This is a genomic window from Streptomyces tsukubensis, from assembly GCF_003932715.1.
GTDB lineage: Bacteria > Actinomycetota > Actinomycetes > Streptomycetales > Streptomycetaceae > Streptomyces > Streptomyces tsukubensis.
The window spans coordinates 1,596,032-1,620,365 of sequence record NZ_CP020700.1 but is presented as its reverse complement, the minus strand read 5'-3'; the positions used below and the strand labels follow the sequence as shown (position 1 = coordinate 1,620,365).

25 protein-coding genes are annotated in these 24,334 nt (G+C 72.7%); 13 read left to right on the top strand and 12 right to left on the bottom strand.

All coding sequences use genetic code 11. The features are described from left to right. Positions 1-189: 189 nt before the first annotated feature. A complete protein-coding gene (locus tag B7R87_RS05790) occupies positions 190-1,005 on the top strand; it encodes an enoyl-CoA hydratase/isomerase family protein (RefSeq protein ID WP_130584521.1) in 816 nt (271 codons plus the stop codon). A gap of 49 nt (positions 1,006-1,054) precedes the next feature. On the opposite strand, the gene B7R87_RS05785 is transcribed toward B7R87_RS05790, so the two are convergent. Further along, entirely contained in the window at positions 1,055-1,768 is a 714-nt protein-coding gene (locus B7R87_RS05785) for a hypothetical protein (RefSeq protein ID WP_130584520.1), read from the bottom strand. Between the two features lie 190 nt (positions 1,769-1,958). On the opposite strand from B7R87_RS05785, the gene B7R87_RS05780 reads away from it, so the two are divergent. The 5 genes from B7R87_RS05780 (at position 1,959) to amaP (ending at position 4,397) form a co-directional block, all read left to right on the top strand. Beyond that, positions 1,959-2,429: an Asp23/Gls24 family envelope stress response protein gene (locus B7R87_RS05780; protein WP_006350020.1), complete on the top strand. Its 471-nt coding sequence runs from the start codon at positions 1,959-1,961 to the stop codon at positions 2,427-2,429. A 106-nt stretch (positions 2,430-2,535) separates the two neighbouring features. Further along, positions 2,536-2,727, top strand: a complete 192-nt coding sequence (locus B7R87_RS05775; RefSeq protein WP_040916690.1) for a hypothetical protein — start codon at positions 2,536-2,538, stop codon at positions 2,725-2,727. After that, on the top strand, positions 2,724-3,173 hold the full coding sequence (locus tag B7R87_RS05770) for an Asp23/Gls24 family envelope stress response protein (RefSeq protein WP_006350022.1): 450 nt from the start codon (positions 2,724-2,726) through the stop codon (positions 3,171-3,173). The genes B7R87_RS05775 and B7R87_RS05770 overlap by 4 nt, the downstream gene beginning before the upstream one ends. Next, positions 3,170-3,811 carry a DUF6286 domain-containing protein gene (locus B7R87_RS05765; protein WP_006350023.1) on the top strand — a complete coding sequence of 214 codons (642 nt, stop codon included), beginning with the start codon at positions 3,170-3,172 and terminating at the stop codon, positions 3,809-3,811. The genes B7R87_RS05770 and B7R87_RS05765 overlap by 4 nt, the downstream gene beginning before the upstream one ends. Before the next feature lie 7 nt (positions 3,812-3,818). Further along, positions 3,819-4,397 (top strand): alkaline shock response membrane anchor protein AmaP, encoded by a 579-nt coding sequence (gene amaP, locus B7R87_RS05760; RefSeq protein WP_006350024.1) that lies wholly within the window; start codon positions 3,819-3,821, stop codon positions 4,395-4,397. A gap of 530 nt (positions 4,398-4,927) precedes the next feature. Here the strand turns inward: amaP and B7R87_RS05755 are convergent. The 5 genes from B7R87_RS05755 to B7R87_RS05735 all read right to left on the bottom strand — a co-directional run bounded on the left by B7R87_RS05755 (position 4,928) and on the right by B7R87_RS05735 (position 10,052). After that, on the bottom strand, positions 4,928-5,692 hold the full coding sequence (locus B7R87_RS05755; protein WP_006350025.1) for an SDR family oxidoreductase: 765 nt from the start codon (positions 5,690-5,692) through the stop codon (positions 4,928-4,930). 4 nt (positions 5,693-5,696) lie between these two features. Continuing rightward, entirely contained in the window at positions 5,697-7,484 is a 1,788-nt protein-coding gene (locus B7R87_RS05750; protein WP_006350026.1) for a glycoside hydrolase family 15 protein, read from the bottom strand. Positions 7,485-7,604: 120 nt separating this feature from the next. Next, the gene (locus tag B7R87_RS05745) at positions 7,605-8,474 is read right to left on the bottom strand and encodes an SURF1 family cytochrome oxidase biogenesis protein (RefSeq protein WP_006350027.1); all 870 of its coding nucleotides are present in this window, start codon (positions 8,472-8,474) and stop codon (positions 7,605-7,607) included. Positions 8,475-8,702: 228 nt separating this feature from the next. Next, positions 8,703-8,936, bottom strand: a complete 234-nt coding sequence (locus tag B7R87_RS05740) for a hypothetical protein (RefSeq protein ID WP_130584519.1) — start codon at positions 8,934-8,936, stop codon at positions 8,703-8,705. A gap of 54 nt (positions 8,937-8,990) precedes the next feature. Further along, positions 8,991-10,052, bottom strand: a complete 1,062-nt coding sequence (locus tag B7R87_RS05735; protein ID WP_130584518.1) for a DEDDh family exonuclease — start codon at positions 10,050-10,052, stop codon at positions 8,991-8,993. A gap of 170 nt (positions 10,053-10,222) precedes the next feature. Here B7R87_RS05735 and B7R87_RS05730 point away from each other — a divergent pair, with 170 nt between their 5' ends. From B7R87_RS05730 to B7R87_RS05720, 3 genes are all read left to right on the top strand, one after another. Continuing rightward, complete coding sequence (locus B7R87_RS05730) at positions 10,223-10,969, top strand: VIT1/CCC1 transporter family protein (protein ID WP_006350029.1); 747 nt, start codon at positions 10,223-10,225, stop codon at positions 10,967-10,969. A gap of 144 nt (positions 10,970-11,113) precedes the next feature. Further along, positions 11,114-12,160 carry a sterol desaturase family protein gene (locus B7R87_RS05725; protein ID WP_130584517.1) on the top strand — a complete coding sequence of 349 codons (1,047 nt, stop codon included), beginning with the start codon at positions 11,114-11,116 and terminating at the stop codon, positions 12,158-12,160. Next, entirely contained in the window at positions 12,157-12,891 is a 735-nt protein-coding gene (locus B7R87_RS05720; protein WP_006350031.1) for a lysoplasmalogenase, read from the top strand. The genes B7R87_RS05725 and B7R87_RS05720 overlap by 4 nt, the downstream gene beginning before the upstream one ends. 81 nt (positions 12,892-12,972) lie before the next feature. Here B7R87_RS05720 and B7R87_RS05715 read toward each other — a convergent pair whose 3' ends face one another. Continuing rightward, positions 12,973-14,511, bottom strand: a complete 1,539-nt coding sequence (locus B7R87_RS05715; protein WP_006350032.1) for a S8 family peptidase — start codon at positions 14,509-14,511, stop codon at positions 12,973-12,975. A gap of 300 nt (positions 14,512-14,811) precedes the next feature. Between B7R87_RS05715 and B7R87_RS05710 the strand changes: the two genes are divergently transcribed. The 3 genes from B7R87_RS05710 (at position 14,812) to moaA (ending at position 18,155) form a co-directional block, all read left to right on the top strand. After that, entirely contained in the window at positions 14,812-15,177 is a 366-nt protein-coding gene (locus tag B7R87_RS05710) for a DUF485 domain-containing protein (protein WP_006350033.1), read from the top strand. Next, positions 15,174-16,805 (top strand): solute symporter family protein, encoded by a 1,632-nt coding sequence (locus tag B7R87_RS05705; protein ID WP_006350034.1) that lies wholly within the window; start codon positions 15,174-15,176, stop codon positions 16,803-16,805. Before B7R87_RS05710 ends, B7R87_RS05705 begins: the two co-directional genes overlap by 4 nt. 360 nt (positions 16,806-17,165) lie before the next feature. Further along, complete coding sequence (gene moaA, locus B7R87_RS05700) at positions 17,166-18,155, top strand: GTP 3',8-cyclase MoaA (protein WP_006350035.1); 990 nt, start codon at positions 17,166-17,168, stop codon at positions 18,153-18,155. Positions 18,156-18,160: 5 nt separating this feature from the next. Here moaA and B7R87_RS05695 read toward each other — a convergent pair whose 3' ends face one another. Then, positions 18,161-18,400, bottom strand: coding sequence for a hypothetical protein (locus tag B7R87_RS05695; RefSeq protein WP_006350036.1), 240 nt, complete (start codon positions 18,398-18,400; stop codon positions 18,161-18,163). 138 nt (positions 18,401-18,538) lie between these two features. Further along, a complete protein-coding gene (locus B7R87_RS05690; RefSeq protein WP_006350037.1) occupies positions 18,539-18,919 on the bottom strand; it encodes a DUF3099 domain-containing protein in 381 nt (126 codons plus the stop codon). Positions 18,920-19,101: 182 nt separating this feature from the next. On the opposite strand from B7R87_RS05690, the gene B7R87_RS05685 reads away from it, so the two are divergent. After that, entirely contained in the window at positions 19,102-19,377 is a 276-nt protein-coding gene (locus B7R87_RS05685) for a GlsB/YeaQ/YmgE family stress response membrane protein (RefSeq protein WP_006350038.1), read from the top strand. A 284-nt stretch (positions 19,378-19,661) separates the two neighbouring features. Here the strand turns inward: B7R87_RS05685 and tyrS are convergent, their stop codons facing one another. The 3 genes from tyrS to B7R87_RS05670 form a co-directional block, all read right to left on the bottom strand. Beyond that, positions 19,662-20,924: a tyrosine--tRNA ligase gene (gene tyrS / locus B7R87_RS05680; RefSeq protein WP_006350039.1), complete on the bottom strand. Its 1,263-nt coding sequence runs from the start codon at positions 20,922-20,924 to the stop codon at positions 19,662-19,664. A 109-nt stretch (positions 20,925-21,033) separates the two neighbouring features. Further along, positions 21,034-22,425 (bottom strand): metallopeptidase TldD-related protein, encoded by a 1,392-nt coding sequence (locus B7R87_RS05675; RefSeq protein WP_006350040.1) that lies wholly within the window; start codon positions 22,423-22,425, stop codon positions 21,034-21,036. Positions 22,426-22,605: 180 nt separating this feature from the next. Beyond that, entirely contained in the window at positions 22,606-24,129 is a 1,524-nt protein-coding gene (locus B7R87_RS05670; protein ID WP_006350041.1) for a TldD/PmbA family protein, read from the bottom strand. Positions 24,130-24,334: the final 205 nt, after the last annotated feature.

Here is a 24,334-nt window from a genome sequence, read left to right as displayed (position 1 = left end):
CGCGCGAGCGCAGGTCATGGGCCCGCTGCTGGTGAGCGGGCCGGAGTCGGCCGGGGTCCGGTATCCCGGTCGGCACGGTGTCGGCACGGTGTTTGTCCGGCCGGATTCGCCGTTCGGCCGGGGTGGTTACTGTGCAGTCGCTTGGTCTAGCGTGGGCTGCACCGTGCCCCACCCCGACCGGAGGCTCCCATGACCACGCCGGAAGCCGTGCACCGGCCTGCCCGCGACACCGTGCTGGAGCAGGACGGTGTCCGGCTCACCATCGAGGGCCCGGTGGCCACGGTCGCACTGGTGCGCCCGGAGAAGCGGAACGCCCAGTCGCCCGCCATGTGGCGGGCGCTGGCGCAGGCCGGACGGTCCCTGCCGGGTGCGGTCCGGATCGTGGTGCTGCGCGCCGAGGGCCGGTCCTTCTCCGCGGGGCTCGACCGGCAGGCGTTCACGCCCGAGGGCTTCGAAGGCGAGCCGTCCTTCCTGGACCTGGCGCGCAGTGACGATGCCGCGCTGGACGCCGTGATCGCCGAGTACCAGGAGGCGTTCACCTGGTGGCGGCGGCCCGATCTGATCTCGGTCGCCGCGGTGCAGGGGCATGCCGTCGGTGCGGGTTTCCAGCTCGCCCTCGCCTGCGATCTGCGGATCGTCGCGGAGGACGCCCAGTTCGCCATGCGCGAGACCGGTCTCGGGCTGGTGCCCGATCTCACCGGCACCCACCCCTTGGTCTCCCTGGTCGGCTATGCCCGTGCCCTGGAGATCTGCGTCACCGGCCGCTTCGTCCATGCGGAGGAGGCCGAACGCACCGGCTTGGCCAATCTGGTCGTGCCAGGAGCCGAACTCGACTCGGCGGTCGCCGATCTGACGACCGCCCTGCTCGCCGGTCCACGGGATGCGGTCGTCGAGACGAAGGCGCTGCTCCAGGGCGCGGTCACCCGCTCGTACGAAGAGCAGCGCACCGCCGAACGCGCGGCGCAGGCCCGCCGGCTGCGGGACTTGGCGGGCCTCGGCGACTGACGGTGCGGTCCGGGCCCGGCCGCCGGCACTCGCCGGGGGTGCCGGGCCCTCAGCCGTCCGGCCCGCCCGCCGTACGGACCTCCGTGACCAGCACGGCTACCGGGATGCCCGCGACCAGGGGGGCCACTGCCGCGCGGACCGCTCGGACGACCGTCAGGGGGCGGTGACCGGCGGCCACCGCGAACTCCACCCGCACCCGGTTCTCCGTCCGGTGCACCGGACGGCCCAGGGTGCCCGTCAGCCCGGCGACCCCCTCCACGCCCGCGACCGCCTCGGCCACCGGCCCGTCGGCGGGCACCGTGGACGGCGGCGCCGCTTCGTTCGACTCCGCCGGATCCGCCGCCGTGTCGAGCAGTTGTGCCATCCGGAGGTCGGCCCCGGCCACGACCAGACCCAGCGTCTCCTCCGCCGCGGTGAGCAGGGCGCCGCGCAGCTCCGACGCCAGTTCGGGCAGCGGTGCGCGGGCCAGTGCCGCCCGCTCCACCGCGACCTCCCCGGTGATCCTCAGCGGTCCGTGCGGCAGTGCCCCGGGCGGCGGCGGTACGGGGGAGACGGCCGCCGACTCGGGATCGTCCAGGGCCAGCCGTACCCCCGGAACACCCCGGCGCGACCCGATCAGCCGTACCCCCGCGATCGGGTCCGCCGCCCGGCGCAGCACCGCCCGGGCGGCCCGCTCCGTCAGCCAGGCGCCGTCCTCGGCGGGGCCCAGCGGCAGCAGCCTGCCGGGGGCGAGCCGCTCCCGTACCGCGTCAGCAGTGGTCATGACCCCAGCCTGCCGTACTCCCCGACGCAAGACACTGCATTTCCCCTTAATGTGGGGCGAAAGGGTGCATTCATCAGGCGGATGCGGCCGGGTCGCGCAAGGCGGCACACCGGCCGCCGCCCGTGGCGCCCGGCACTGTCAGCAGGGCCGTCAGCAGGGCCGTGAGCAGAGGCCTGGAAAGGACACCGGCATGAGTGACACCGCCAGCACCGGAGTCGGCTCGGGCGGCGAGCCGAGGAGGACGTCCGTCACCAAGCGCGGCGGTGGCGACCCCGGGTCCCGGGGCCGTACCACCATCGCGGACGGTGTCGTCGAGAAGATCGCGGGGCTCGCGGCGCGCGATGTGGTCGGCGTCCATGCCATGGGCAGCGGCCTCTCCCGTACCTTCGGCGCGGTCCGCGACCGGGTGCCGGGCGGTGGCAAGGCCAGTGTCAGCCGTGGGGTGAAGGCCGAGGTCGGCGAGGTGCAGACGGCGCTCGACCTGGAGATCGTGGTCGATTACGGCGTGTCGATCTCCGATGTCGCCCGGGCGGTGCGGGAGAACGTGATCTCGGCGGTGGAGCGGATGACGAGCCTCGAAGTCGTCGAGGTCAATATCGCCGTCAGCGATGTGAAGCTCCCCGACGAGGAGGACGAGGAGCCGGAATCGCGGCTTCAGTAGCCACGGCCTCCCGTTCCGTTTCCCGTTACCCGTTTCCGGGGCGGTACGGGCGGGCCCTCGGTGAACGGGCTTCGGTAACGGCAAGTCGGAGACGAAGGAGCTCATGATGAGCATGTCCGCGGTCGGCCTGCTGGCCGGCATGGCACTCGGCTTCGCCGGGTACTTCGGTGGCTTCGGGGCGTTTCTGCTCGTGGCCGCGCTCGGGGCGGTCGGCTTTGTGGCGGGCCGCTTCCTCGACGGTGATCTCGAACCCGGCGACTTCTTCCGGGGCCGTGAGCGCGGCGACCGGACGCGGTGACGCGGGTGGCCGGTGAGCGGGGCGGCCCCGGCGGCCCCTCGGGGCCCGACGGCCCCGTCAGTTCCCGGATTTCCGGTACGGAGCGGATTTCCGGTACGGAGCGGATCGCCGCGGCCGACCGGGGCGCCACCGTCATCGCCGAGCGGGTCGTCGCCAAGATCGCCGCACAGGCAGCGCGCGAGGCGATCGGCCGGGTACCGGAGGGCGGATCCGCACCGCACGCCGGAGTCGTCGTGCACCAGGACAGCGCGAGGGTCCGCATCAGTCTCGACCTCGACTACCCCTCCGACATCGGCCGCCGGTGCGGTGCCGTGCGCCGCCGGGTCGTCGAACGGGTGAGCACGCTGGCCGGAATGGACGTTCCCGAGGTGGAGGTATCGGTGGAGCGGCTGCTGTCGGCGCACACGCGCGGCACGGACGGGCGCGGGGAGCGTGTCAGCCGATGAGCGTGCACGCCTCAGGACCCGGTCCGGTCCCGGTGTCCGACTCCGGATCCCCGCCCCCGCCGGGTGCCCCCGCCGCCAGGGCCCGCCGGTTCTGGTCCGTACGGCGCCTCCCGGCAGCGCTCACGGCCCTCGTGGTCCTCGGCGCCGCGGGGCTGCTGCTCTACGACGTCGCGGCGGTCCGGGCCGGCCGTCCCGGCATGGCCTGGCGGCGGACGCTCGCCGACGGTCTCGCGGACACCCGACTCGACGACATCTGGGTGACCGTGGGCGCCGCGGTCGCCGTCGCCGCCGGAATCTGGCTGCTCGTCATGGCCCTCGCGCCCGGTCTGCGGAAGCTGCTGCCCATGCGGCGCGACGCGGACCCCGGGGCGCCTGGGCCGGTCAGGGCCGGGCTGACGCGTGACGCGGCTGCCCTGGTGCTGCGGGACCGGGTGCTGGAGGTGGCCGGAGTGGAGTCCGTACGGGTACGGGTGGGCCGCCGCAAGGCGTCGGTACGGGCCCGCTCCCATTTCCGCGCCCTCGACGACGTCCGGGCCGATGTGGAGAACGTGCTGGCGGACGCCGTCGGCGAACTCGGCCTGGCGAAACCGCCGGTGCCGTCGGTACGGGTGGTGCGGCCGCCCCGCGGGAAGAAGTGAGGCGGCCATGCTGCGGACCGTGAACCGGGTGGCGCTCGGCGTCGGCGGGCTGGTGCTGGTGGCGGTCGGCGGCGCGGTGCTCGCGGCGGGCGCGGGGCTCTCCGTACCGTCGTGGTGGCCCTGGTACGGCCCCGGCGATGTGCTGCTGAGCACGGCGGACCGGGAGCGGTGGCGGGCCGAGGGCTGGTGGTGGCCCGTCGTCATCGCGGCCCTCGCGGTCCTGGTCGTCCTGGCACTCTGGCTGCTGCTGGCCCAACTGCGGCGCGCCCGGCTCGGTGAGCTGCTGGTCGACGGCGGTGACGGCGAGGGCGCGCGGCTGCGCGGCCGGGCGCTGGAGGGCGCGATGGAGGCCGAGGCGGAGTCGCTGGAAGGGGTACGGCGGGCCCGGATCACGCTCCGGCGCCGCAAGGGCGCTCCGGAGGCGCGCGCCCGGCTGCTGCTGGAGCCGCACGCGTCCCCCGTCCGTACCCTGCACACCCTGACCTCGCAGGCCGTGGCGCATGCCCGGACCTCCACGGGCCTGTCGGTGCTCCCCACGGAATGCCGCCTCCAGGCGGCCAAACACGGCCCGCGCCGGGTCTCCTGACGGGCGGGGCCCGGGGCCGCGCACCCACCGCTCCGGCCCGCTCGGAGTGGGCGGCCCGAAACCGGACCGCCCACCCCATCACGCGCCCCGGCCCCGCGCAGCGCGCGGCAGTGAACCCGGGCGCGCCGGGCTCTGCCGCGGGCAGCCGGGACGCCCCGGGCCACGCGGAGCGCGCGGGAGGAGCGGGGTCCGCGCCCTGGTCCCTTCCGGTACCCGGCCGTTGGCCTTGCGCTCTGCCGGTGCGGAGACTGCGGCGGCCACCCGATCGGCGCCGGTTCTTCCGGCCGGTTCCGGGACGGGCTACTGCCCCCACTCGCGGACGGCCTGGTGACGGGCCGCCCGCGCCCGGGCATGCCCCGGCCCGCTCCTGGGCGGCCCGGAGGCACGGACACGGACCGCTCCGGCCCCGGCGCCTCCCGGCCCGCGCGGCGCTGAACCCGGGCGCCGGGGGCTGACGCGGGCACGCACCGCCCGCCCCGGGCGCCGCGGGTAGCCGGGGCGCGCCGCCCCCGACCCCGTACCGCCGGAGGCTAGAAGCCGCGGCGGGTGCCGCCGTCCACCGGGATCATGATGCCCGTGAGGTACGACGCCGCCGGCGACAGCACGAACGCCGCCACCCGGCCGAACTCCTCCGGCGTTCCGTACCTCCGCAGCGGAATGCGCGCTTCGTTGCCCTCCCGTGCCGTGTCCGCGTCGCCCGTCAGCGCGTCGAGTTCACGGACCCGGTCGGTGTCGATCCGCGCGGGCAGCAGGCCGACGACCCGGATCCCCCGCGGGCCGACCTCGTCCGCCAGGGACTTCGCGAAGCCCGCGAGACCGGGCCGCAGGCCGTTGGAGATGGTCAGGCCGGGGACCGGCTCATGGGCGGAGGCGGAGAGGACGAATCCGACAACGCCCCCGTCTCCCCCGTCGTTGAGGGCCGCCACGGCCGCCCGCGCCAGTCTGACCGCGCCGAGGAACACGGTCTCGAACGCCGTACGCCACTGCTCATCCGTATTGTCCGTGGCCGATCCCGGCGGCGGACCACCGACGCTGATCAGCACCCCGTCGATCCGCCCGAAGTGGGCCCGGGCCGCGGCCAGCAGCCGCTCCGCGCCCTCCGGGTCGGCGTTGTCGACGGCGACGCCCACCGCGTCCGGCCCCAGTTCGGCGGCTGCGCCCAGGACGGTCTTCTCGTCCCGCCCGGAGACGACGACCTTCGCGCCCTCGGCGACCAATGCCCGCGCGGAGGCATTGCCCAGTCCCCGGGAGCCCCCGGTGACGATGTACACACGGTCCTTCAGTCCAAGATCCATGCCGCTATTTTTCCCCCTCGACGTCCTGGAGCGCGAGGGCGGTGGTCACCAGGGCGATATGACTGAAGGCCTGGGGGAAGTTCCCCAACTGGCGCCGCGCCACCGGATCGTACTCCTCGGCCAGCAGCCCCACGTCGTTCCGGAGCGTCAGCAGATACTCGAACAGCTCCCGGGCCTCCCGGACCCGGCCCGTCATCCGCAGTGCGTCCGCCAGCCAGAACGAGCAGGCCAGAAAGGCGCCCTCGCGGCCGGGGAGACCGTCCACGGACGCGCCCTCGGTGCTGTAGCGGCGGACCAGACCGCCGTGCGCGCCCAGCTCCGCGCGGACCGCGTCGACGGTACCGACGACCCGGGGGTCGTCCGGGGGCAGAAAGCCGACCCGGGGGATCAGCAGGGTTGCCGCGTCCAGCGCCTGCGAGCCGTAGTACTGGGTGAAGGTGTTCCGCACCGGGTCGTACCCCTTCGCGCAGACCTCCTGGTGCACCTCGTCCCGCATCGCCCGCCACCGGCCGATGTCGCCGCGCAGGGACGGATCGGCCTCCAGGGTCCGGACGGCACGGTCCGCTGCCACCCAGGCCATCACCTTGGAGTGGACGAAGTGCTGGCGCGGCCCCCGGATCTCCCACAGGCCCTCGTCCGGTTCGCGCCATTTGGACTCCAGGAACCCGAGCAGGCTGAGCTGGATGAACCAGGTGTGCCGCTCGCCGGGGATGCCCTGCTGCGCGGCGAGGAAGAGGGAGTCCATCACCTCCCCGTAGACGTCCAGCTGAAGCTGGTCGACGGCCGCGTTCCCGGTCCGTACGGGAGCGGAGCCGGCGTATCCGCCCAGCCAGGTCAGCTCGGTCTCGGGCAGCCGCCGCTCCCCGGCGAGGCCGTACATGATCTGGAGGTCGGCGGGGTCCCCGGCGACGGCCCTCAGCAGCCAGTCGCGCCAGGCCGCCGCCTCCTCCTGGTAGCCGGCGGCGAGCAGGGCCCCGAGGGTGAGGGTGGAGTCCCGCAGCCAGCAGTAGCGGTAGTCCCAGTTCCGTACGCCGCCGATCTCCTCCGGCAGGGAGGTGGTGGGCGCGGCGACGATCCCGCCGGTGGGGGCGTAGGTGAGGGCCTTCAGGGTGATCAGCGAACGGACCACCGCCTCCCGGTAGCGGCCCCCGGACCGGCAGGAGTCCGACCACTGGGCCCAGTCCCCGAGGCTGCACCGGAGCGCCTCGTGGGGGTCGATGAGATCGGGCCGCTGTTCGTGGGAGGGGTGCCAGCTCAGGACGAACGCCACCCGTTCGCCCTCTTCGACGGAGAACGACGACACCGTGCTGAACTGGTGGCCCCAGGTCCGGACCGGGGGCTCGCTGCGCAGCCACACCGAGTCGGGGCCTGCGACGGCCACCCGATGGCTGCCGGAGCGGCGCATCCACGGCACGATCGAACCGTGGTCGAAGCGGAGCCGCAGTACGGATTCCAGTTCGACGGTGCCGCTGACGCCCTCCACGATCCGCATGACATCGGGGGTGATGTCCCGCTGCGGCATGAAGTCGATGACCTTCACCGTGCCGGTACGGGTCTCCCAGCGGGTTTCGAGGACGAGGGAATCACCGAGGTAGCGGCGGGAGGTGCAGCGCTCGGAGCCCTTGGGGGCGATCCGCCAGTGACCGTTCTCCTTGTCCCCGAGCAGGGCGGCGAAGCAGGCGCCGGAGTCGAAGCGGGGCAGACAGAGCCAGTCCACGGAGCCGTCGGTGCCGACGAGGGCCGCCGTCTGGAGATCGCCGATGAGGGCGTAGTCCTCGATGCGTAGGGTCACGTGAAGCGTGTTCCCGCTGTGTACGAGAGGCAATCAGGCGGGCGCGGGGGACGTGAGGGGCAGGAGGGAAGGCGGTACGGAGTAGGGGGAGCTACGGGTGATGCGCGCGGCGGGCGCGGCTCAGGCCGTCGCGGGCTCCTTGGGCTCCTCTGTCCCGGCGGCCCCAGCGGCCCCGGTGGCCCCGGCGTCCGTGCTCCCGGCGGGCTCCGCCGCCCGGGCCGCCCCGGCCGCTTCCTTTGACGCCGCCTCGCGCCGGTCGCGCAGCTCGCGGCGGACCAGGATCACCCATCCGATCGGTACGGCCGTGGTGAAGAGCCACCACTGGATGGCATAGGCCATATGCGCGCCGATGGAGTCGTGGTCCGGCGAGTGCACCGGCTTGGGCAGATTGCCGGCGGGCTCGGGGCCGGTCAGCTCCAGATAGCCGCCGAGGACCTCCCGGCCCAGCAGCTTCGCCTGCTGTTCGCTGTTGATCAGCATGACCTGGCGCGGCGGCAGCCCGGCGAGGTCCTTGATGCCGCTGGCCTTCGTCGTCTCGTCGGCCTTGAGGCGGCCGGTGACGGTGATCTCGCCCCGCGGCGGGGCGGGCACCTCGGGGAAGGCCGTGGGGTCGGTGGCCGACGGCACCCAGCCGCGGTTGACCATGACGACCCGGCCGTCACCGAGGACGAGCGGGGTCAGTACGTGGTAGCCGACCCGTTCGTCGGAGTCGGTACGGCGCCGGACGACGACCTCGCCCGCGGTGTCGAAGGTGCCCGTGGCGACGACCCCGCGCCAGTAGTCCGAACGGGGGACCCGGTGGCCGGGGGACGTCAGCTCGGTGACCGGGACCGGCTTCGCGTCGAGGTTCCGCGCGATGAGCGCGTTCTGCTCGACCCGGCGCTCATGGCGATGGAACTGCCAGAAGCCCAGCTCGATCATCGCGGGGACGAGGACGAGGCCGATGAGGGTGAGGCAAACCCACTGCCGGGTCAACAGGAAGCGGTACACGGATCGACGGTACCTGTCGCCCTCGGCGCCCCCGGCGGTGGGGCCCCTTCCGGGCCGCCCCGGCGGCGCCCGGGGCCGTACTCGCCGTCCGCCGCTCGGCCCGGCGGCCCCGAGCACGGCCGGACCGCGTCCGGACCGCATCCGGACCGCGTCCGGACCGCCTCCTGAGCACCGGCCGGAGCCGTACCCGGGCCGGACCTCCCGGCGGCCGTCCGCCGCCTCCCCGGCTCAGACCCGGTCGATGATCCCGACCCGGCCCTCCGCCCGGGCGCAGTGCGCACCGCAGTACCAGTGGCCGTCCACCTCGACACCCTGCCCGATGATCTGCACCCGGCAGTGTTCGCAGATCGGCGCCATCCGGTGGATCGCGCAGGCGAAGCAGTCGAAGACGTGCACCGCGCCCTGCGCGTGCACCTCGAAGGACATCCCGTACTCGTTACCGCAGACCTCGCAACGTGCCATGGGCCACAGAGTGCGGGGCGGGGGCCGCCGATCGGGGTGCGGCACGCCCGGCCGTCACCCGACTGCGCCCCCGGGCGGCGCGGTGCCGGGCCCGGCCGGGCCGGGCACCGCGCCGCCCGGGGCCACGTCCCGCAGCAACTGGGTGAACGCCGCCTCGTCGAGCACCGGAGTGCCGAAGGCCCGCGCCTTGGCCGCCTTGGAGGTCACCGAATCCGGGTCATTGGTCACCAGCAGGCTGGTCAGCCGGGAGACGCTCGACGCGATGTGCAGCCCCGCGTCGAAGGCCCGGTCCTCCAGCAGCTCGCGGTCGACGGACGTGTCCCCGGAGAAGGCCACCCGCATGCCCTGCTTCAGCGGCTGCCCCGGCACATACCGGCCGGGGTTCGGATGGGGGCAGGCGGGCCGTCTCCGGGACGGTCGCCAGGTGCCGTACGAACCGTAGGAGGCGGAGCCGCCCGGCGGCCGGTGTCCGTACGACGGCTGGTGGCCGATCCGCGCGCCGCCGGCCGGGGAGTCCGACCACTCGGTGAGCGGGCGGCACTCCAGGAGCGGCAGCCGCACCCCGTCGCGCGCGGCCGCCCGCAGACTCGGCCGGAAGGCCTCCGCCAGCACCCGGGCGTCGTCCAGCGCATGGTGGGCGCGCTGCTGGACGACGCCGAAGTGCGCCGCCAGCGACTCCAGTTTGTGGTTGGGCAGCGGCAGGCTCAGCTCCTTGGCCAGCGCGATCGTGCACAGCCTGCGGCTCACCGGTGCGGTGCGGCCCGCCCTGGCGTACTCCCGGGCGATCATGGACCAGTCGAAGAGGGCGTTGTGCGCGACGAGCACCCGGTCCGCGAGCCGCTCGGCGAATGCGTCGGCGATCTCGGCGAAGAGCGGAGCGCCCGCCAGCACCTCACGGGTCAGCCCGTGGATCCACACCGGGCCGGGATCCCGCTCGGGGTTGACCAGCGTGTACCACTGGTCCTCGACCTCGCCCCGGGCGTCCAGCCGGTAGACGGCGGCGGAGACTATCCGGTCGTCGCGGGCGAGCCCGGTGGTCTCCACATCGACCACCGCATACCCCTCTGGGTATGCGGTGGGCCAGGTCTCCGCTGTCGCCGCGCTGTCGTCGAGCATGGTCACAGAGAATACGGGCCGCCACCGACACTCGTGCCGCCGCTCCTCCTACGGCGCGGTCCGGACTCCGATCCGCCTGCCCCGTACGCCCCTTACGCCCCCTCAGTCCGGACCGCCCCCTGAACGAGTCGTTCCGTTTGTTGCCGGCCGGAGGGTGGGACCCTCCCGGGATGACGTACGACACCACCGGGGGAGCGGCCCCGGAGCCACCGCCCGGGCCGCATCACGAGCCCCATGACACCGGTCTCGGCACCCGGCTCAACTGGCTGCGGGCTGCCGTCCTCGGCGCCAACGACGGCATCGTCTCCACCGCCGGACTCGTGGTCGGTGTCGCGGGCGCCACCGCCGACCGGTCGGCGCTGCTCACCTCGGGACTGGCCGGACTGCTCGCCGGGTCCATGTCCATGGCCGCGGGCGAGTACGTCTCCGTCTCCACCCAGCGCGACTCCGAGAAGGCCGCGCTCGCCGTCGAGAAGCGCGAGCTGCGGGAGGAGCCCGAGGCCGAACTCGAAGAGCTGACCACCCTGCTGACGGAGCGCGGACTCGCCCGCGACACCGCCCGCGAGGCTGCGGTCCAGCTCACCGAGCGCGATGCGCTGCGCGCCCACGCCCGGGTGGAGCTGGGCATCGACCCGGACGCACTGGCCAACCCCTGGCACGCCGCCGGTGCCAGCTTTCTCGCCTTCACCGTCGGGGCGCTGCTGCCGCTGCTGGCGATCGTGCTGCCCCCGGCGGACGTCCGGCTCGCCGTGACGGTCGGGTCGGTGCTCGCCGCCCTCGTCCTCACCGGCTGGTGGAGCGCCCGGCTCGGCGCGGCGCGGCCCGGGACCGCGATCGCCCGGAACGCGGGCGGAGGGGCGCTGGCGATGGCCGTGACCTACGCGGCGGGGTCACTGCTCGGCGCGGTGGGGGCCTGACCGGTCCGGTCCGGACGTACGGCCGCCCCCCGCCGGGAGCGCCCCGATTGGTGGAACCCGCCAAAACTTGCTGACATTCTGTCTCGCATACTTGTCGGTAACACCGTCTAGCCCGCCCCCGCGAACCGCATTTACGGTGCACCCATGCCGAACCTGCCCGATGTCGTGCTGTGGTCGATACCGGCCTTTGTGCTGCTCACGGCCGTGGAGCTGGTGAGCTGCCGGCTCCGCCCCGACGAGCGGGCCGCCGGCTACGACACCCGGGACGCGGTCACCAGCGTGAGCATGGGCCTCGGCAGCATCGCCTTCGACCTCCTCTGGAAGATCCCGATCGTCGCGGTCTACACGGCGGTGTACGAGCTGACCCCGGCGCGGGTCCCGGTGGTGTGGTGGACCGTTCCGCTGCTGCTGCTCGCCCAGGACTTCCTCTACTACTGGTCCCACCGCGGCCACCATGTGGTGCGGATCCTCTGGGCCTGCCACGTGGTCCACCACTCCAGCCGGAAGTTCAACCTGACCACCGCGCTGCGCCAGCCGTGGACCACCTGGACGGTCTGGCCGTTCTATCTGCCGCTGGTCGCCCTCGGGGTGCATCCGGCCGCGGTGGCCTTCTGCTCGTCGGTCAATCTCGTCTACCAGTTCTGGGTCCACACGGAGCGGATCGGCAGACTGCCGCGGCCCTTCGAGTACGTGCTGAACACGCCCTCGCACCACCGCGTCCACCACGCGTCCCAGGGGAGCTATCTGGACCGCAACTTCGGCGGCATCCTCATCCTCTGGGACCGGCTCTTCGGCTCCTTCACGGCCGAGACCGAACGGCCCGTCTACGGGCTGACCAAGAACATCGACACCTACAACCCGCTGCGGGTCGCCACCCACGAGTACGCGGCCATCGCCCGCGATCTGCGGGCGGCGGCCTCGTGGCGCGAGCGCGCGGGCCGGCTGCTGCGGGGCCCGGGCTGGCAGCCCGCACCACCTGCCGCGCCGCCCCCACCCGTACCGCAGGCCGCTTCGGCAAACCCGGCGCCCCCGCCCGTACTGCCGGAAGCTCCGTCGCCGCCCCCGGTCGGGCCGGAGGCCGTACCGGCGCAGCCCGTACCGCAGACCGCTTCGGCTACTCCACCGTCCCCACCGCCCGGGCCGGCCTCCCCGACCCCCGCCCCCGAGACCCCCGCAGGACGTGCCGCGTGACCACCGATCAGCACCCCGTGCCGACCACGCCGACCACGCCGACCGCGCCGCCCCCGCCGACGGCCCGGGCCGTGCTCGCAGCCAAGGTGCTGCTCGCCGCCTTCGGGCTGGCGCTCCTGACCGACCTCGGGTCCCTCGTCGCCGAGGCCGAGACGGGCCACCGGATCGCCAAACCGCTGCTGATGCCGCTGATCGCCGCCTTCGTCGTGGTACGCGGCGGCCCGAGGCTGCTGGTGGCGGCGCTGCTCTTCGGCTGGGGCGGGGACGTGTTCCTGCTCTCCGGAGCGGACTGGGCCTTCCTCGTCGGCATGGGCTCCTTCGCCGTGGGACACCTCTGCTATCTCGCGCTCTTCGCCGCCGTCCGCGGCGCGGCCGCACCCCCGCGGTGGACCGCACCGGTCTACGGCACCGCCCTGGTCGTCCTCGTGGTGCTGCTCTGGCCCGGTCTCCCGGCCGAACTGCGCGTCCCCGTCGCCGGATACGCGGCCCTGCTGACGGTCATGGCACGGCAGTCGACCGCCCTCGGCCTGCTCGCCGGTCTCGGCGGCGCCCTCTTCCTCGTCTCGGACCTGATCATCGCCACCGGGATCGCCGGCTGGCCGCAGCTTCCGGAGCCCGACTTCTGGATCATGCTGATCTACAGCGCGGGACAGCTGCTGCTGGCGATCGGGGTGCTCGGGGTGCTCGGGACATCCGGCCGCAACGCGGCCACCGGCGCCCCCGGCCGGTAGCCCCGGACAGCAAGGAGGGCCGGACGGGATCGTCCGGCCCTCCACCGTCATCGGACGGTCACTGCGCTAGCGGTCGGCGCGTCAGCGGCGCACCGCGTCGAGCGCGTCGGTGACGCCCTCGCCGTAGAAGCCGTTCTTCCGGGTGTCGCCCTCGCAGACCGCGTCGACGACACCGTCGTTGTTGTAGTCGTACGGGTTGGTGCAGGCGCGGTTGTCGGCCTGTCCGGCCAGGACCGCCTTCACGACCGACGGCGGGGCCCACGGGTACTTGGACTTGATGAGCGCCGCGACGCCCGCGACATGCGGGGAGGCCATCGACGTACCGGCCTTGTAGCCGTACTTGCCGCCGGGCAGCGTCGACAGGATGCGGCCGTCGACCGCCGGGCCCTCGGGAGCCTGGAAGCGGGTGGCGTCACCGCCGGGCGCCGAGATGTCCACCACACCGTTGCCGTAGTTCGAGAACGACGACTTGAGGCCCTTGGCACCGAGCGACGAGACCGTCACGACCCCCGGGAGCTGGGTCGGGATGTCCAGGCACTCACTCGGGTTGATGACCCGGGTGCCCGGCGTCGTGTCGTTGGGGCTCGTGGTGTCCGTCAGGCTGTCGGAGGCCAGGTCCATCCGGGAGTTGCCGGCGGCGGCCACGTTCACCGTGCCCCTGCGCTCCGCGTAGCGGGTGGCCCGGGTGACGGCCTCGACCAGGGCGCCCTGGTCCGGGTCGTCCTTGCAGTTGAACAGCCACGGGTCGATGTAGTAGCTGTTGTTGGTGATCTGGGCGCCGTTCTCCGCGGCCCAGACGAAGCCGCAGACCACGGACTCGGTGTAGAAGAACCCGTCCGGGTTGGACACCTTGATGCCGGAGACCTTCACGCCCGGCGCGACACCCGTGACGCCGACGCCGTTCTTGGCGGCGGCGACGGTGCCCGCGACATGGGTGCCGTGGTCCGACTCGGTCGGGCCCGGCCGCCAGGAGCCGGGGGTGGTGTCCGGCTTGCCGGTGACGCAGTTGGCCGAGGAGCGGACGTCGAAGTTCGGCGCCAGGTCCGGGTGGGTGTCGTCGACACCCGTGTCGATCACGGCGACCGTGACCTTCTTGCTGCCCAGGGTGCGCTCATGGGCCTGGTCCGCCTTGATGGCCGGCAGGCTCCACTGCAGCGGCTCCAGCGGGTCCTGGCCGTCGCCGGCGACCTCGGCCGACTCCTTGGCCTCCGCGGCCGTCAGCGGACGCTCCGAGTCGATCGCGGTGTCCAGAGCGGGGGCGATCGGAGCGGTACGACTGGCACCGGCCGACTGGACGCCCTTGCCCTTGCGGACCGTCTGCGCGAACGCCGGGTTCTGCGAGTGGACGACGATGACGCCTATCTGGTCGTAGGCGATCACGATGGTGCCACCGGCCGCGGCTATCGCCTTCTTGGCCGCCTTGGCGTTGCCGTAACCGTTCTTCACGTTCACCACGTACGACAGCTTCGGGCCGTCGGTCACCGCCGGAACCGCGGCTGCCGCCTCGGTCGCGTCAGCCGCCGAAGCGGACCCGGCCGGAAGGAAGCCGAGGGTGGCGGTCAGCGCCAGACCCGCGGTCAGAGCCGTCGCACGCCGTCGTCTGGATCCCGGAAGAGCCATGGGTTCTCCACATCATCAATCGGTGCCGGAACAGTGCCGTCCGCCTCCCGGTACCCCGAGTACCGGTAGGCGGGTACATGACCAGTGAAACTAGCGCCGATCTTGGTCCTCATCAATGTGTTCGAAGCGACAATCCTCGGAGCCGAGGGAAAAACGACCGAAGTTGAACCTGCCCGGCGTGCTCTCCGTGCCGTGGGCAGGAGGTGGAGCACCATCGAACCGCCCCCTGACCCAATGGAACCGAGGACCGCTTTGAGCAGCCTGTCCCCTTCGACGACCCCGGCGTCATCAGGAGATTCCGTGACCACCGACGCACCGCCGCCGCTCAGCACGACCGCCCCCGAACCGGGCCCGCCCACCACCGAGCAGTTCATCAGGGTGCAGGAGGGCGAGGAGTTCGGCGAACTGCGCCGCTCCTACCGCTCCTTCGCCTTCCCCCTGACCTTCGCCTTCGTCGCCTGGTACCTGCTGTACGTCCTGCTGTCGAGCTACGCGGGCGACTTCATGGGCGCCAAGCTCTTCGGCAACATCAACGTCGCCCTCGTCCTCGGGATCGCCCAGTTCGCCACGACCTTCCTCATCGCGTGGTGGTACGCCCGCCATGCGGCCCGTGTGATGGACCCGCGGGCCGAGGCCATCAAGGCCCGGATGGAGGCCGACGCGTGAGCCCCTCCCCGTACTCCCTCACCCTGGCGGCCGAAAACGCCACCACCGAGCACCGGCCGCTGATCATCACCCTGTTCGGCCTCTTCGTGGTCGCCACCCTCATCATCACCGTCTGGGCCGGGCGGCAGACCAAGAGCGCCGCCGACTTCTACGCGGGCGGACGGCAGTTCACCGGTTTCCAGAACGGGCTCGCGATCTCCGGCGACTACATGTCCGCCGCGTCCTTCCTCGGCATCGCCGGTGCCATCGCCCTCTTCGGCTACGACGGCTTCCTCTACTCCATCGGCTTCCTCGTCGCCTGGCTGGTCGCCCTGCTGCTGGTCGCCGAACCGCTGCGCAACTCCGGCCGGTTCACCATGGGCGACGTCCTCGCCTACCGGATGCGCCAGCGCCCCGTCCGTACCGCCGCGGGCACCTCCACCATCGTGGTGTCCATCTTCTATCTGCTCGCCCAGATGGCCGGAGCGGGCGTCCTGGTCTCCCTGCTCCTCGGCATCACCACCGACACCGGCAAGGTGCTGATCGTCGCCCTCGTCGGCATCATCATGATCCTCTACGTCACCATCGGCGGGATGAAGGGCACCACCTGGGTGCAGATGGTCAAGGCCGTCCTGCTGATCGCGGGCACCCTGCTCATCACCTTCCTGGTGCTGCTCAAGTTCAACTTCAACATCTCCGACCTCCTCGGCACCGCCGCCGAGAAGAGCGGGCACGGCGCCGCGTTCCTGGAGCCGGGGCTCAAGTACGGCGCCACGGGCACCTCCAAGCTGGACTTCATCTCCCTGGGCATCGCCCTGGTCCTCGGCACCGCCGGACTGCCGCATATCCTCATCCGCTTCTACACCGTCCCCACCGCCCAGGCCGCCCGTAAGTCCGTGCTCTGGGCGATCGGCATCATCGGCGGCTTCTACCTGATGACCATCGCCCTCGGCTTCGGCGCCGCGGCCCTGGTCGGCCAGGCCGAGATCACCGCGTCCAACAAGGCGGGCAATACGGCGGCCCCGCTGCTCGCCCTCCATCTCGGCGGCACCGACTCGGCGGGCGGCGCGATCCTGCTCGCCGTCATCTCCGCGGTCGCCTTCGCGACCATCCTCGCCGTCGTCGCGGGGCTCACCCTGGCCTCCTCGTCGTCCTTCGCCCACGACATCTACGCCAATGTGATCCGCAAGGGGCAGGCCACGGAGAAGGAGGAGGTACGGGCGGCCCGCTGGGCGACCGTGGCCATCGGCGTCGCCTCCATCGCGCTCGGCGCCCTCGCCCGCGATCTCAACGTCGCCGGACTCGTCGCCCTCGCCTTCGCGGTCGCCGCCTCCGCCAATCTGCCGACGATCCTCTACAGCCTGTTCTGGAAGCGGTTCACCACCCAGGGCGCACTCTGGTCCATCTACGGCGGGCTGATCTCCTCCGTCGTGCTGGTGGTCTTCTCGCCGGTGGTCTCCGGCAAGCCCACGTCGATGTTCAAGAACGCCGACTTCTACTGGTTCCCGCTGGAGAACCCCGGACTGGTCTCCATCCCGCTGGGCTTCCTCCTCGGCTGGCTGGGCTCGGTCCTGACGAAGGAGAAGCCCGACCGCGGAAAGTACGCCGAACTGGAGGTCAAGTCGCTGACCGGCGTCGGCGCCCACTGAACCCGGGCGGCCGGGGGCGGTCGGCGCACTGTGACCGCGCGACGACCGTACGCGGCCCCCGGCCCTCGTCCCCTGGCCGTCGGCCCCCGGCCCTCGGCCCCCGGCCCCGCGTCGTACCGGCCGCGCCGCAGCCCCCGCGGCGCGGCCGTACCGCTTCCCGCACTACCTCCGGGCCCTCCCCGTCCCGAGGCCCCTCCCGGACCCCTCCCGGACCCCTCCCGGACCCCTCGACCCCCGCCCGTCGCCCCCGACACCGGCGATCATGTCGGACCCCTGGCGTAGGCTCGCAAGTGCGACCGGGAGCCCTGCGCCTCCGGCACACGTCCGCCAAGTTCGTCTCGCCGGGGGAGGAGACCGACCGTGCTCGTCGACACCTACGGCCGGATCGCCACGGACCTGAGGGTCTCGCTGACCGACCGGTGCAATCTGCGGTGCACCTACTGCATGCCCGAAGAGGGGCTGCGCTGGCTCGCCAAACCCGAGCTGCTCACCGACGACGAGATCGTCCGGCTGGTCCGGATCGCCGTCACCGAGCTGGGTATCACCGAGGTCCGCTTCACCGGAGGCGAACCCCTGCTCCGGCCCGGGCTCGTCGGGATCGTCGAGCGGTGCGCCGCGCTCACCCCCCGCCCCCGGCTCTCCCTGACGACGAACGGCATCGGGCTCCGCCGTACCGCCGCCGCGCTCCGCGCCGCCGGTCTCGACCGGGTCAACGTCTCCCTGGACACCCTGCGGCCCGAGGTCTTCCGGACCCTCACCCGCAGGGACCGCCACCGCGATGTCGTCGACGGGCTGGAGGCCGCCCGCGCCGCCGGACTCACCCCGGTCAAGGTCAATGCCGTCCTGATGCCCGGGATCAACGACGACGAAGCCCCCGCCCTGCTGGCCTGGGCCGTCGAGCAGGGGTACGAGCTCCGCTTCATCGAGCAGATGCCGCTCGACGCCCAGCACGGCTGGAAGCGCGACGGCATGGTCACCGCCGGGGCCATCCTGGACTCGCTCCGCACCCGCTTCGCCCTCACCCCCGAGCAGCCGGACGAACGCGGCTCGGCCCCCGCCGAACGCTGGACCGTCGACGGCGGGCCGCACCGCGTGGGAGTGATTGCCTCGGTCACCCGGCCCTTCTGCGCCGACTGCGACCGCACCCGGCTCACCGCCGACGGCCAGGTGCGGACCTGCCTCTTCGCACGGGAGGAAACCGATCTGCGCACCGCCCTGCGCTCCGGGCGGCCGGACGAGGAGATAGCCGGCCTCTGGCGGCTGGCGATGCGGGGCAAGAAGGCGGGATCGGGCCTCGACGACCCGGCGTTCCTCCAGCCCGATCGCCCCATGTCCGCCATCGGCGGCTGACGCCGTCAGCCCTCCGCGCCGGGCCGGGAGTGCCACTCCTCCAGCGTCACGACGTCCTTGAGGAAACCCCGGACGCCGAGGAACTGCGACAGATGCTCCCGGTGCTCGTCGCAGGCCAGCCAGGTCTTACGGCGCTCGGGGGTGTGCAGCTTCGGATTGTTCCAGGCCAGCACCCAGACCGCCGCCGTACGGCAGCCCTTGGCCGAGCAGATCGGGTTCTCTTCGTTCACCGGGTCGATAAGCACCGGTTCATTGTCCACACACAGCGACGCCGGGCAGCCACGGGGGGAGCTGCCCGGCGTCGGTCTGTCGCCCCGACGGGGGATGCGGAGCGCGTAGGCAGTATGCCATGGGCAACACGCCGCCGGGCACCGGAACTTGAACTATTGATCCGATGTTTTACCGGCGGTTGCCGCTCCGTTGTTCACGGTTTCTGCGGGCTCGGCGGCGCTCTCCGGCGTCGGCGCCGGGGCCGCGAGCATCGGCCGGGTGGTCACCGGAACGAAGGTCGAGGGCAGGGACGGGGGCCGCTCCCGGCCCGCGTTGGCGATCACCACCGCGACATAGGGGAGCAGCATCCCGAGCACGATGGCGACGACCGCCACCGGACGTTCGACGTTCCAGAGGACGGCCGCCGCCACGAACGACACCGTCCGCACCACCATGGAGATCACATAGCGGCGCTGCCGCCCCCGGACGTCCTCGGCCAGCCCCTGCCGGGCCCCCGTGATCCGGAAGACCTCCGTACCCACGCTCCGCCGCATCGCGTTCCACCGCCCGATCGTCCGCGGAACGCTCCCCGGTTCCGCCGTCCACCACGGTACGCCGGGCCCCCGGCGGGCGGGCCACCGGGGGAAGGGCGGATATTGCCCGACATGCGCCATTTGGTGCAAAGGCCGAGAATGGCGGCGTACCTGCTCACGCAGAGCCTGACGAGGAGGCAGCCATGGGCTGGTTGTGGGCGATCATCGTGGGATTCGTGCTGGGCCTGCTGGCGAAGCTGGTCCTGCCCGGCAAGCAGCACCTCCCCTTGTGGCTCGCCACCATCTGCGGCATCGGTGGCGCCGTGATCGGCAACTGGATCGCGGCCGGACTCGGAGTCGCGGAAACCGCCGGCATCGACTGGAGCCGCCACGCGTTCCAGCTGGTGGCCGCCGTCATCCTCGTCTTCCTGGGCGACCGCGCCTGGGTGGCGATGAAGGGCAGCAAACAGAAAGCGTGACGGCCGCCGACTACCGGAGGGCGGGGTGCTGCCCCGCCCTCCGGTACGGCTCCGGCGCCCGCCCCGGCACGACGGCACCGCACCGATTCATCGGTACGGTGCCGTCCCGGGCGTTACGCGCGGAGAGCCGGGAGGGGGACCGTTGTCCGGGCCGGGCCGGGCCGGGCCCGCGGCCGCGGTGCCGCGGGAGCGGGCCGCGACGGTACGGCAGGCTTCGCCCGGGACGTGCCGTGCCGTACCGGCGCCCGCTCCGGGGCACGGCACCGTCCGCCGCGGCTCCCGCGTCAGCCGATCTCGACCGCTGCCAGGTTCTTCTTGCCCCGGCGCAGCACCAGCCAGCGGCCGTGCAGCAGCTCGTCCCGCGAGACGACCGCGTCCTCGGCGGTGACCTTGACGTTGTTCACGTAGGCCCCGCCCTCCTTCACGGTCCGGCGCGCCGCCGACTTGCTGGCGACCAGGCCGACCTCGGCGAAGAGGTCGACCACGGCACCCGGCTCCGCGAGCCGCGCCTGCGGCAGCTCCGCCAGCGCGGCGCGCAGCGTCGCCTCGTCGAGTTCACCCAGTTCGCCCTGCCCGAACAGCGCCTTCGACGCGTTCACGGCAGCCGCGCACTGGTCGGCGCCGTGCACCAGAGTCGTCAGCTCCTCCGCGAGGGCCCGCTGGGCCGCCCGCGCCTGAGGGCGCTCCTCGGTCTGCCGCTCCAGCTCCTCGATGTCCGCCCGGGAGCGGAAGCTGAAGATCCGGAGGAACTTCGAGACATCGCGGTCGTCCGCGTTCAGCCAGAACTGGTAGAAGGCGTACGGACTGGTCCGCTCCGGGTCCAGCCAGACCGTGCCCGACTCCGTCTTGCCGAACTTGGTGCCGTCGGCCTTGGTGATCAGGGGGGTGGCCAGGGCGTGGACCCGGGCCTCCGGCTCGACCCGGTGGATCAGATCCGTGCCCGCGGTCAGATTGCCCCACTGGTCGCTGCCGCCGGTCTGGAGCACACAGCCGTGGCGCCGGTACAGCTCCAGGAAGTCCATCCCCTGGAGGATCTGGTAGCTGAACTCGGTGTAGCTGATGCCCGCGTCGGAGTTCAGCCGCCGGGCGACCGCCTCCTTCGCGATCATCTTGTTCACCCGGAAGTACTTGCCGACGTCCCGGAGGAACCCGATCGCCGACAGGCCCTGCGTCCAGTCCAGATTGTTGACCATGGTGGCCGCGTACGGGCCCTCGAAGTCGAGGAACCGTTCGATCTGGCCGCGGAGCCGGCCGACCCAGGCCGCGACGGTCTCCGGATCGTTGAGCGTCCGCTCCGCCGTCGGCTTGGGGTCACCGATCAGACCCGTCGCCCCGCCGACCAGACCCAGCGGGCGGTGGCCCGCCTGCTGGATGCGGCGCATGGTGAGGATCTGGACCAGATTGCCCAGGTGGAGACTGGGCGCGGTCGGGTCGAAGCCGCAATAGAACGTGACGGGACCGTCCGCGAACGCCTTGCGCAATGCGTCCTCGTCAGTGGAGAGGGCGATCAGCCCCCGCCACTGCAGTTCGTCGACGATGTCCGTCACGACTCTCGTGTCTCCTTGCTGGATGTGATGCCCGTCATACGCGGCTGCGCAGACGGGCCGGGAAGGCGGCCCGCACACGCTCCGGGCGTGTGCCGCCGCCCCTTCGAGGTTATACGCCCGCGCTGACCGAACTCATATTGAAATCGGGGACCCGCAGCGCGGGCATCGCGGCCCGGGTGAACCAGTCGCCCCATTCCCGCGGCAGCGTCCGCTCGGTGCGGCCCGCCTCCACGGCCCGGGACAGCAGATCGACGGGCGATTCGTTGAAGCGGAAGTTGTTCACCTCGCCCACCACCTCGCCGTTCTCGACCAGATAGACCCCGTCCCTGGTCAGACCGGTCAGCAGCAGGGTCGCCGGATCGACCTCGCGGATGTACCAGAGGCAGGTCAGCAGCAGCCCGCGCTCGGTACCCGCGACCATCTCCGCGAGCGAACGGTCCCCGCCGCCGTCGAGGATCAGATTGCCCGCGCCCGGCGCCACCGGCAGCCCGGTCAGCCCGGCGCTGTGCCGGGTGGTGACCAGATGCTCCAGGGTCCCGGACCGGATCCAGTCGACCGGCGCGATCGGCATTCCGTTGTCGAAGACCGACGCGTCGTCGCCCGAGGAGTGGGCGATCACGAACGGCGACGACTCCAGTCCCGGCTCGTTCGGGTCGCTGCGCAGGGTCAGCGGCAGCGAGGCCAGCTTCTCGCCCAGCCGGGTGCCGCCGCCGGGCCTGGAGAAGACGGTACGGCCCTCGGCCGCGTCCCGGGCGGCCGACGACCACGACTGGTAGATCAGGAGATCCGCGACGGCCGTGGGCGGCAGCAGCGTCTCGTACCGTCCGGCGGGCAGCTCGATGCGCCGCCCGGCCCAGGCGAGCCGTCCGGCCAGCTCCTCGTCCAGCGCCGCCGGGTCCACGTCCGTGAAGTCACGGGTGGCCCGTCCGGCCCAGGCCGACCGGGACCGGTCGGGGGATTTGGCGTTCAGCTCCAGCGTCCCGTTCGGCTGGTCGTGCCGGAGCCGCAGCCCGGTCGAGGTGCCGAGATAGGTCGAGGTCAGCTCGTGGTTGGCGAAGCCGTACAGCTCCCGGCCGCCGGCCCGGGCGCGGGCGAACGACTCGCCCAGTGCCGGGGCGAACCGCTCGAAGACGGCGGACGAGGTCTCGGCGGGCCCCTCGGTGAACCCCGGATCGGCAGCCCGGCCCGGCACCAGCGGCTGGGCGTCCTCGGCGGGCCCGGCGGACCGGGCGGCCGCCTCCGCGGCCCGTACCAGCGGTTCCAGATCGGCGTCGGTGACGGCCGACCGGGTCACCACCCCCGACGCCGTGCCCTCGGCGCCGTCCACGGTCGCGATGACCGTGAGGGTCCGGCCCCGGGTGACCCCGTTGGTGGTGAGCGCGTTCGCGGCCCACCGCAGATTGGCGGTGGAGTGCTCGTCCGCGATGACGACACAGCCGTCGGCGGTGGACAGCTCCAGCGCCCGCTCGACGATCTCGTGCGGTTTGGTGGTACGGCTCATCGCCCGGCCTCCTGCGTGGTGTTCAGACTGTGCGTGCCCGGGGGGCGACCCCCGGACCTCCGGCGGAGTTGGTGCTCGGCCTGCTCCGTCACCGACCCGCCTCCTGTGTCGTGTTCAAACTGTGCTGACCCGGGGGGCGACCCCCGGACCCCCGGCAGTGTCGGTGCTCGGCCTGCCCCGTCACCGGCCCGCCTCCTGCGTCGTATTCAAGATGTTGACGCCGCGGAACAGCGCCGACGGGCAGCCGTGGGAGACCGCCGCGACCTGGCCCGGCTGGGCCTTGCCGCAGTTGAAGGCGCCGCCCAGCACATAGGTCTGCGGGCCGCCGACCTGCTCCATCGACCCCCAGAACTCGGTGGTCGTGGCCTGGTACGCCACATCCCGGAGCTGTCCCGCCAGCCGCCCGTTCTCGATACGGAAGAACCGCTGTCCCGTGAACTGGAAGTTGTACCGCTGCATGTCGATGGACCAGGAACGGTCCCCGACCACGTAGATCCCCCGCTCGACGCCCCCGATCAGGTCCTCCGTGGACAGCCCGCCCGGCGCCGGCTGGAGCGAGACGTTCGCCATCCGCTGCACCGGTACGTGCCCGGGGGAGTCCGCGAACGCGCAGCCGTTCGACCGGCCGAGACCGGTCAGCTTCGCGATCCGCCGGTCGAGCTGGTAGCCCACCAGCCTGCCGTTCCTGATCAGGTCCCAGGACTGGGCCTCGACGCCCTCGTCGTCGTACCCGACCGTCGCCAGTCCGTGCTCCGCGGTACGGTCGCCGGTCACGTTCATCACCGAGGAGCCGTACTCCAGCTTCCCCAGCTGGTCGAAGGTGGCGAACGAGGTGCCCGCGTACGCCGCCTCGTAGCCCAGCGCCCGGTCCAGCTCGGTGGCGTGACCGATCGACTCGTGGATGGTCAGCCAGAGGTTGGAGGGGTCGACGACCAAGTCGTAGCGGCCCGCCTCGACGCCCGGCGCCCGCATCTTCTCCGCCAGCAGCTCCGGGATCCGTTCCAGCTCCGACTCCCAGTCCCAGCCGGTGCCGGTCAGATACTCCCAGCCCCGGCCCGCGGGCGGCGCGATCGTCCGCATCGAGTCGAACTCGCCGGACGACTCGTTCACCGCGACCGCCGTGAACTCCGGGTGGAGCCGGACCCGCTGCTGGGTGGTGACGGTCCCCGCGGTGTCCGCGTAGAACTTGTTCTCCTGCACGGTCAGCAGCGACGCGTCGACATGCGCGACCCCGTCCGCCGCGAGCAGCCGCGCGCTCCGCTCGGCCAGCAGCGCGGCCTTCTCCGCGTCCGGCACGTCGAAGGGGTTGATCTCGTACGACGAGACCCAGCTCCGGTCCGCGTGCACCGGCTCGTCGGCCAGCTCCACCCGCTCGTCCGAACCCGCCGCCGCGATCACCCGCGCCGACAGCTTCGCCATCGCCACCGCCTGCCCCGCCACCCGGGCCGCCGCGTCCATGGTCAGGTCCACCCCGGAGGCGAAGCCCCAGGCACCGCCGTGCACCACCCGGACCGCGTACCCGAGGTCGGTGGTGTCGGAGGACCCGGCCGGGCGGGCGTCCCGCAGCCGCCAGGAGGCACTGCGGACCCGTTCGAGCCGGAAGTCGGCGTGATCGGCGCCGAGGGCCCTCGCCCGGGCCAGCGCCGCGTCGGCGAGCGCCCGCAGCGGCAGCGCCGTGAACGCCGCGTCGATGGAATGAGGCACCAATGTCTCCTGTCGTCGAGACCGGCGGTCCGCGTTCGCCCTACCGGTCGTGCCCGATCATGTCGTGGGGGAGCAGCCCTTGCCCAGCGGCTTTGCCCCGACCGCCGGACGGCCCCGGCGGAGGACCGGGCCCGGGCCGGGCGGGGCGTCCGGCGCCGCGCCCTTATGTAGGGATCCAACAGTGCCGCGTGGAAGGCGCTGTCAC

Excerpts from the sequence above, each read along its gene's own strand:
- B7R87_RS05735 (WP_130584518.1), bottom strand. The coding sequence starts at position 10,052 with ATGCTCGACGACAGCGCGGCGACAGCGGAGACCTGGCCCACCGCATAC.
- B7R87_RS05780 (WP_006350020.1), top strand. The coding sequence starts at position 1,959 with ATGAGTGACACCGCCAGCACCGGAGTCGGCTCGGGCGGCGAGCCGAGG.
- B7R87_RS05725 (WP_130584517.1), top strand. The coding sequence starts at position 11,114 with ATGCCGAACCTGCCCGATGTCGTGCTGTGGTCGATACCGGCCTTTGTG.
- B7R87_RS05675 (WP_006350040.1), bottom strand. The coding sequence starts at position 22,425 with ATGAGCCGTACCACCAAACCGCACGAGATCGTCGAGCGGGCGCTGGAG.
- B7R87_RS05765 (WP_006350023.1), top strand. The coding sequence starts at position 3,170 with ATGAGCGTGCACGCCTCAGGACCCGGTCCGGTCCCGGTGTCCGACTCC.
- B7R87_RS05685 (WP_006350038.1), top strand. The coding sequence starts at position 19,102 with ATGGGCTGGTTGTGGGCGATCATCGTGGGATTCGTGCTGGGCCTGCTG.
- B7R87_RS05690 (WP_006350037.1), bottom strand. The coding sequence starts at position 18,919 with ATGCGGCGGAGCGTGGGTACGGAGGTCTTCCGGATCACGGGGGCCCGG.
- B7R87_RS05790 (WP_130584521.1), top strand. The coding sequence starts at position 190 with ATGACCACGCCGGAAGCCGTGCACCGGCCTGCCCGCGACACCGTGCTG.
- B7R87_RS05755 (WP_006350025.1), bottom strand. The coding sequence starts at position 5,692 with ATGGATCTTGGACTGAAGGACCGTGTGTACATCGTCACCGGGGGCTCC.
- B7R87_RS05785 (WP_130584520.1), bottom strand. The coding sequence starts at position 1,768 with ATGACCACTGCTGACGCGGTACGGGAGCGGCTCGCCCCCGGCAGGCTG.
- B7R87_RS05740 (WP_130584519.1), bottom strand. The coding sequence starts at position 8,936 with ATGGCACGTTGCGAGGTCTGCGGTAACGAGTACGGGATGTCCTTCGAG.
- amaP (WP_006350024.1), top strand. The coding sequence starts at position 3,819 with ATGCTGCGGACCGTGAACCGGGTGGCGCTCGGCGTCGGCGGGCTGGTG.
- B7R87_RS05715 (WP_006350032.1), bottom strand. The coding sequence starts at position 14,511 with ATGGCTCTTCCGGGATCCAGACGACGGCGTGCGACGGCTCTGACCGCG.
- B7R87_RS05775 (WP_040916690.1), top strand. The coding sequence starts at position 2,536 with ATGAGCATGTCCGCGGTCGGCCTGCTGGCCGGCATGGCACTCGGCTTC.
- B7R87_RS05730 (WP_006350029.1), top strand. The coding sequence starts at position 10,223 with ATGACGTACGACACCACCGGGGGAGCGGCCCCGGAGCCACCGCCCGGG.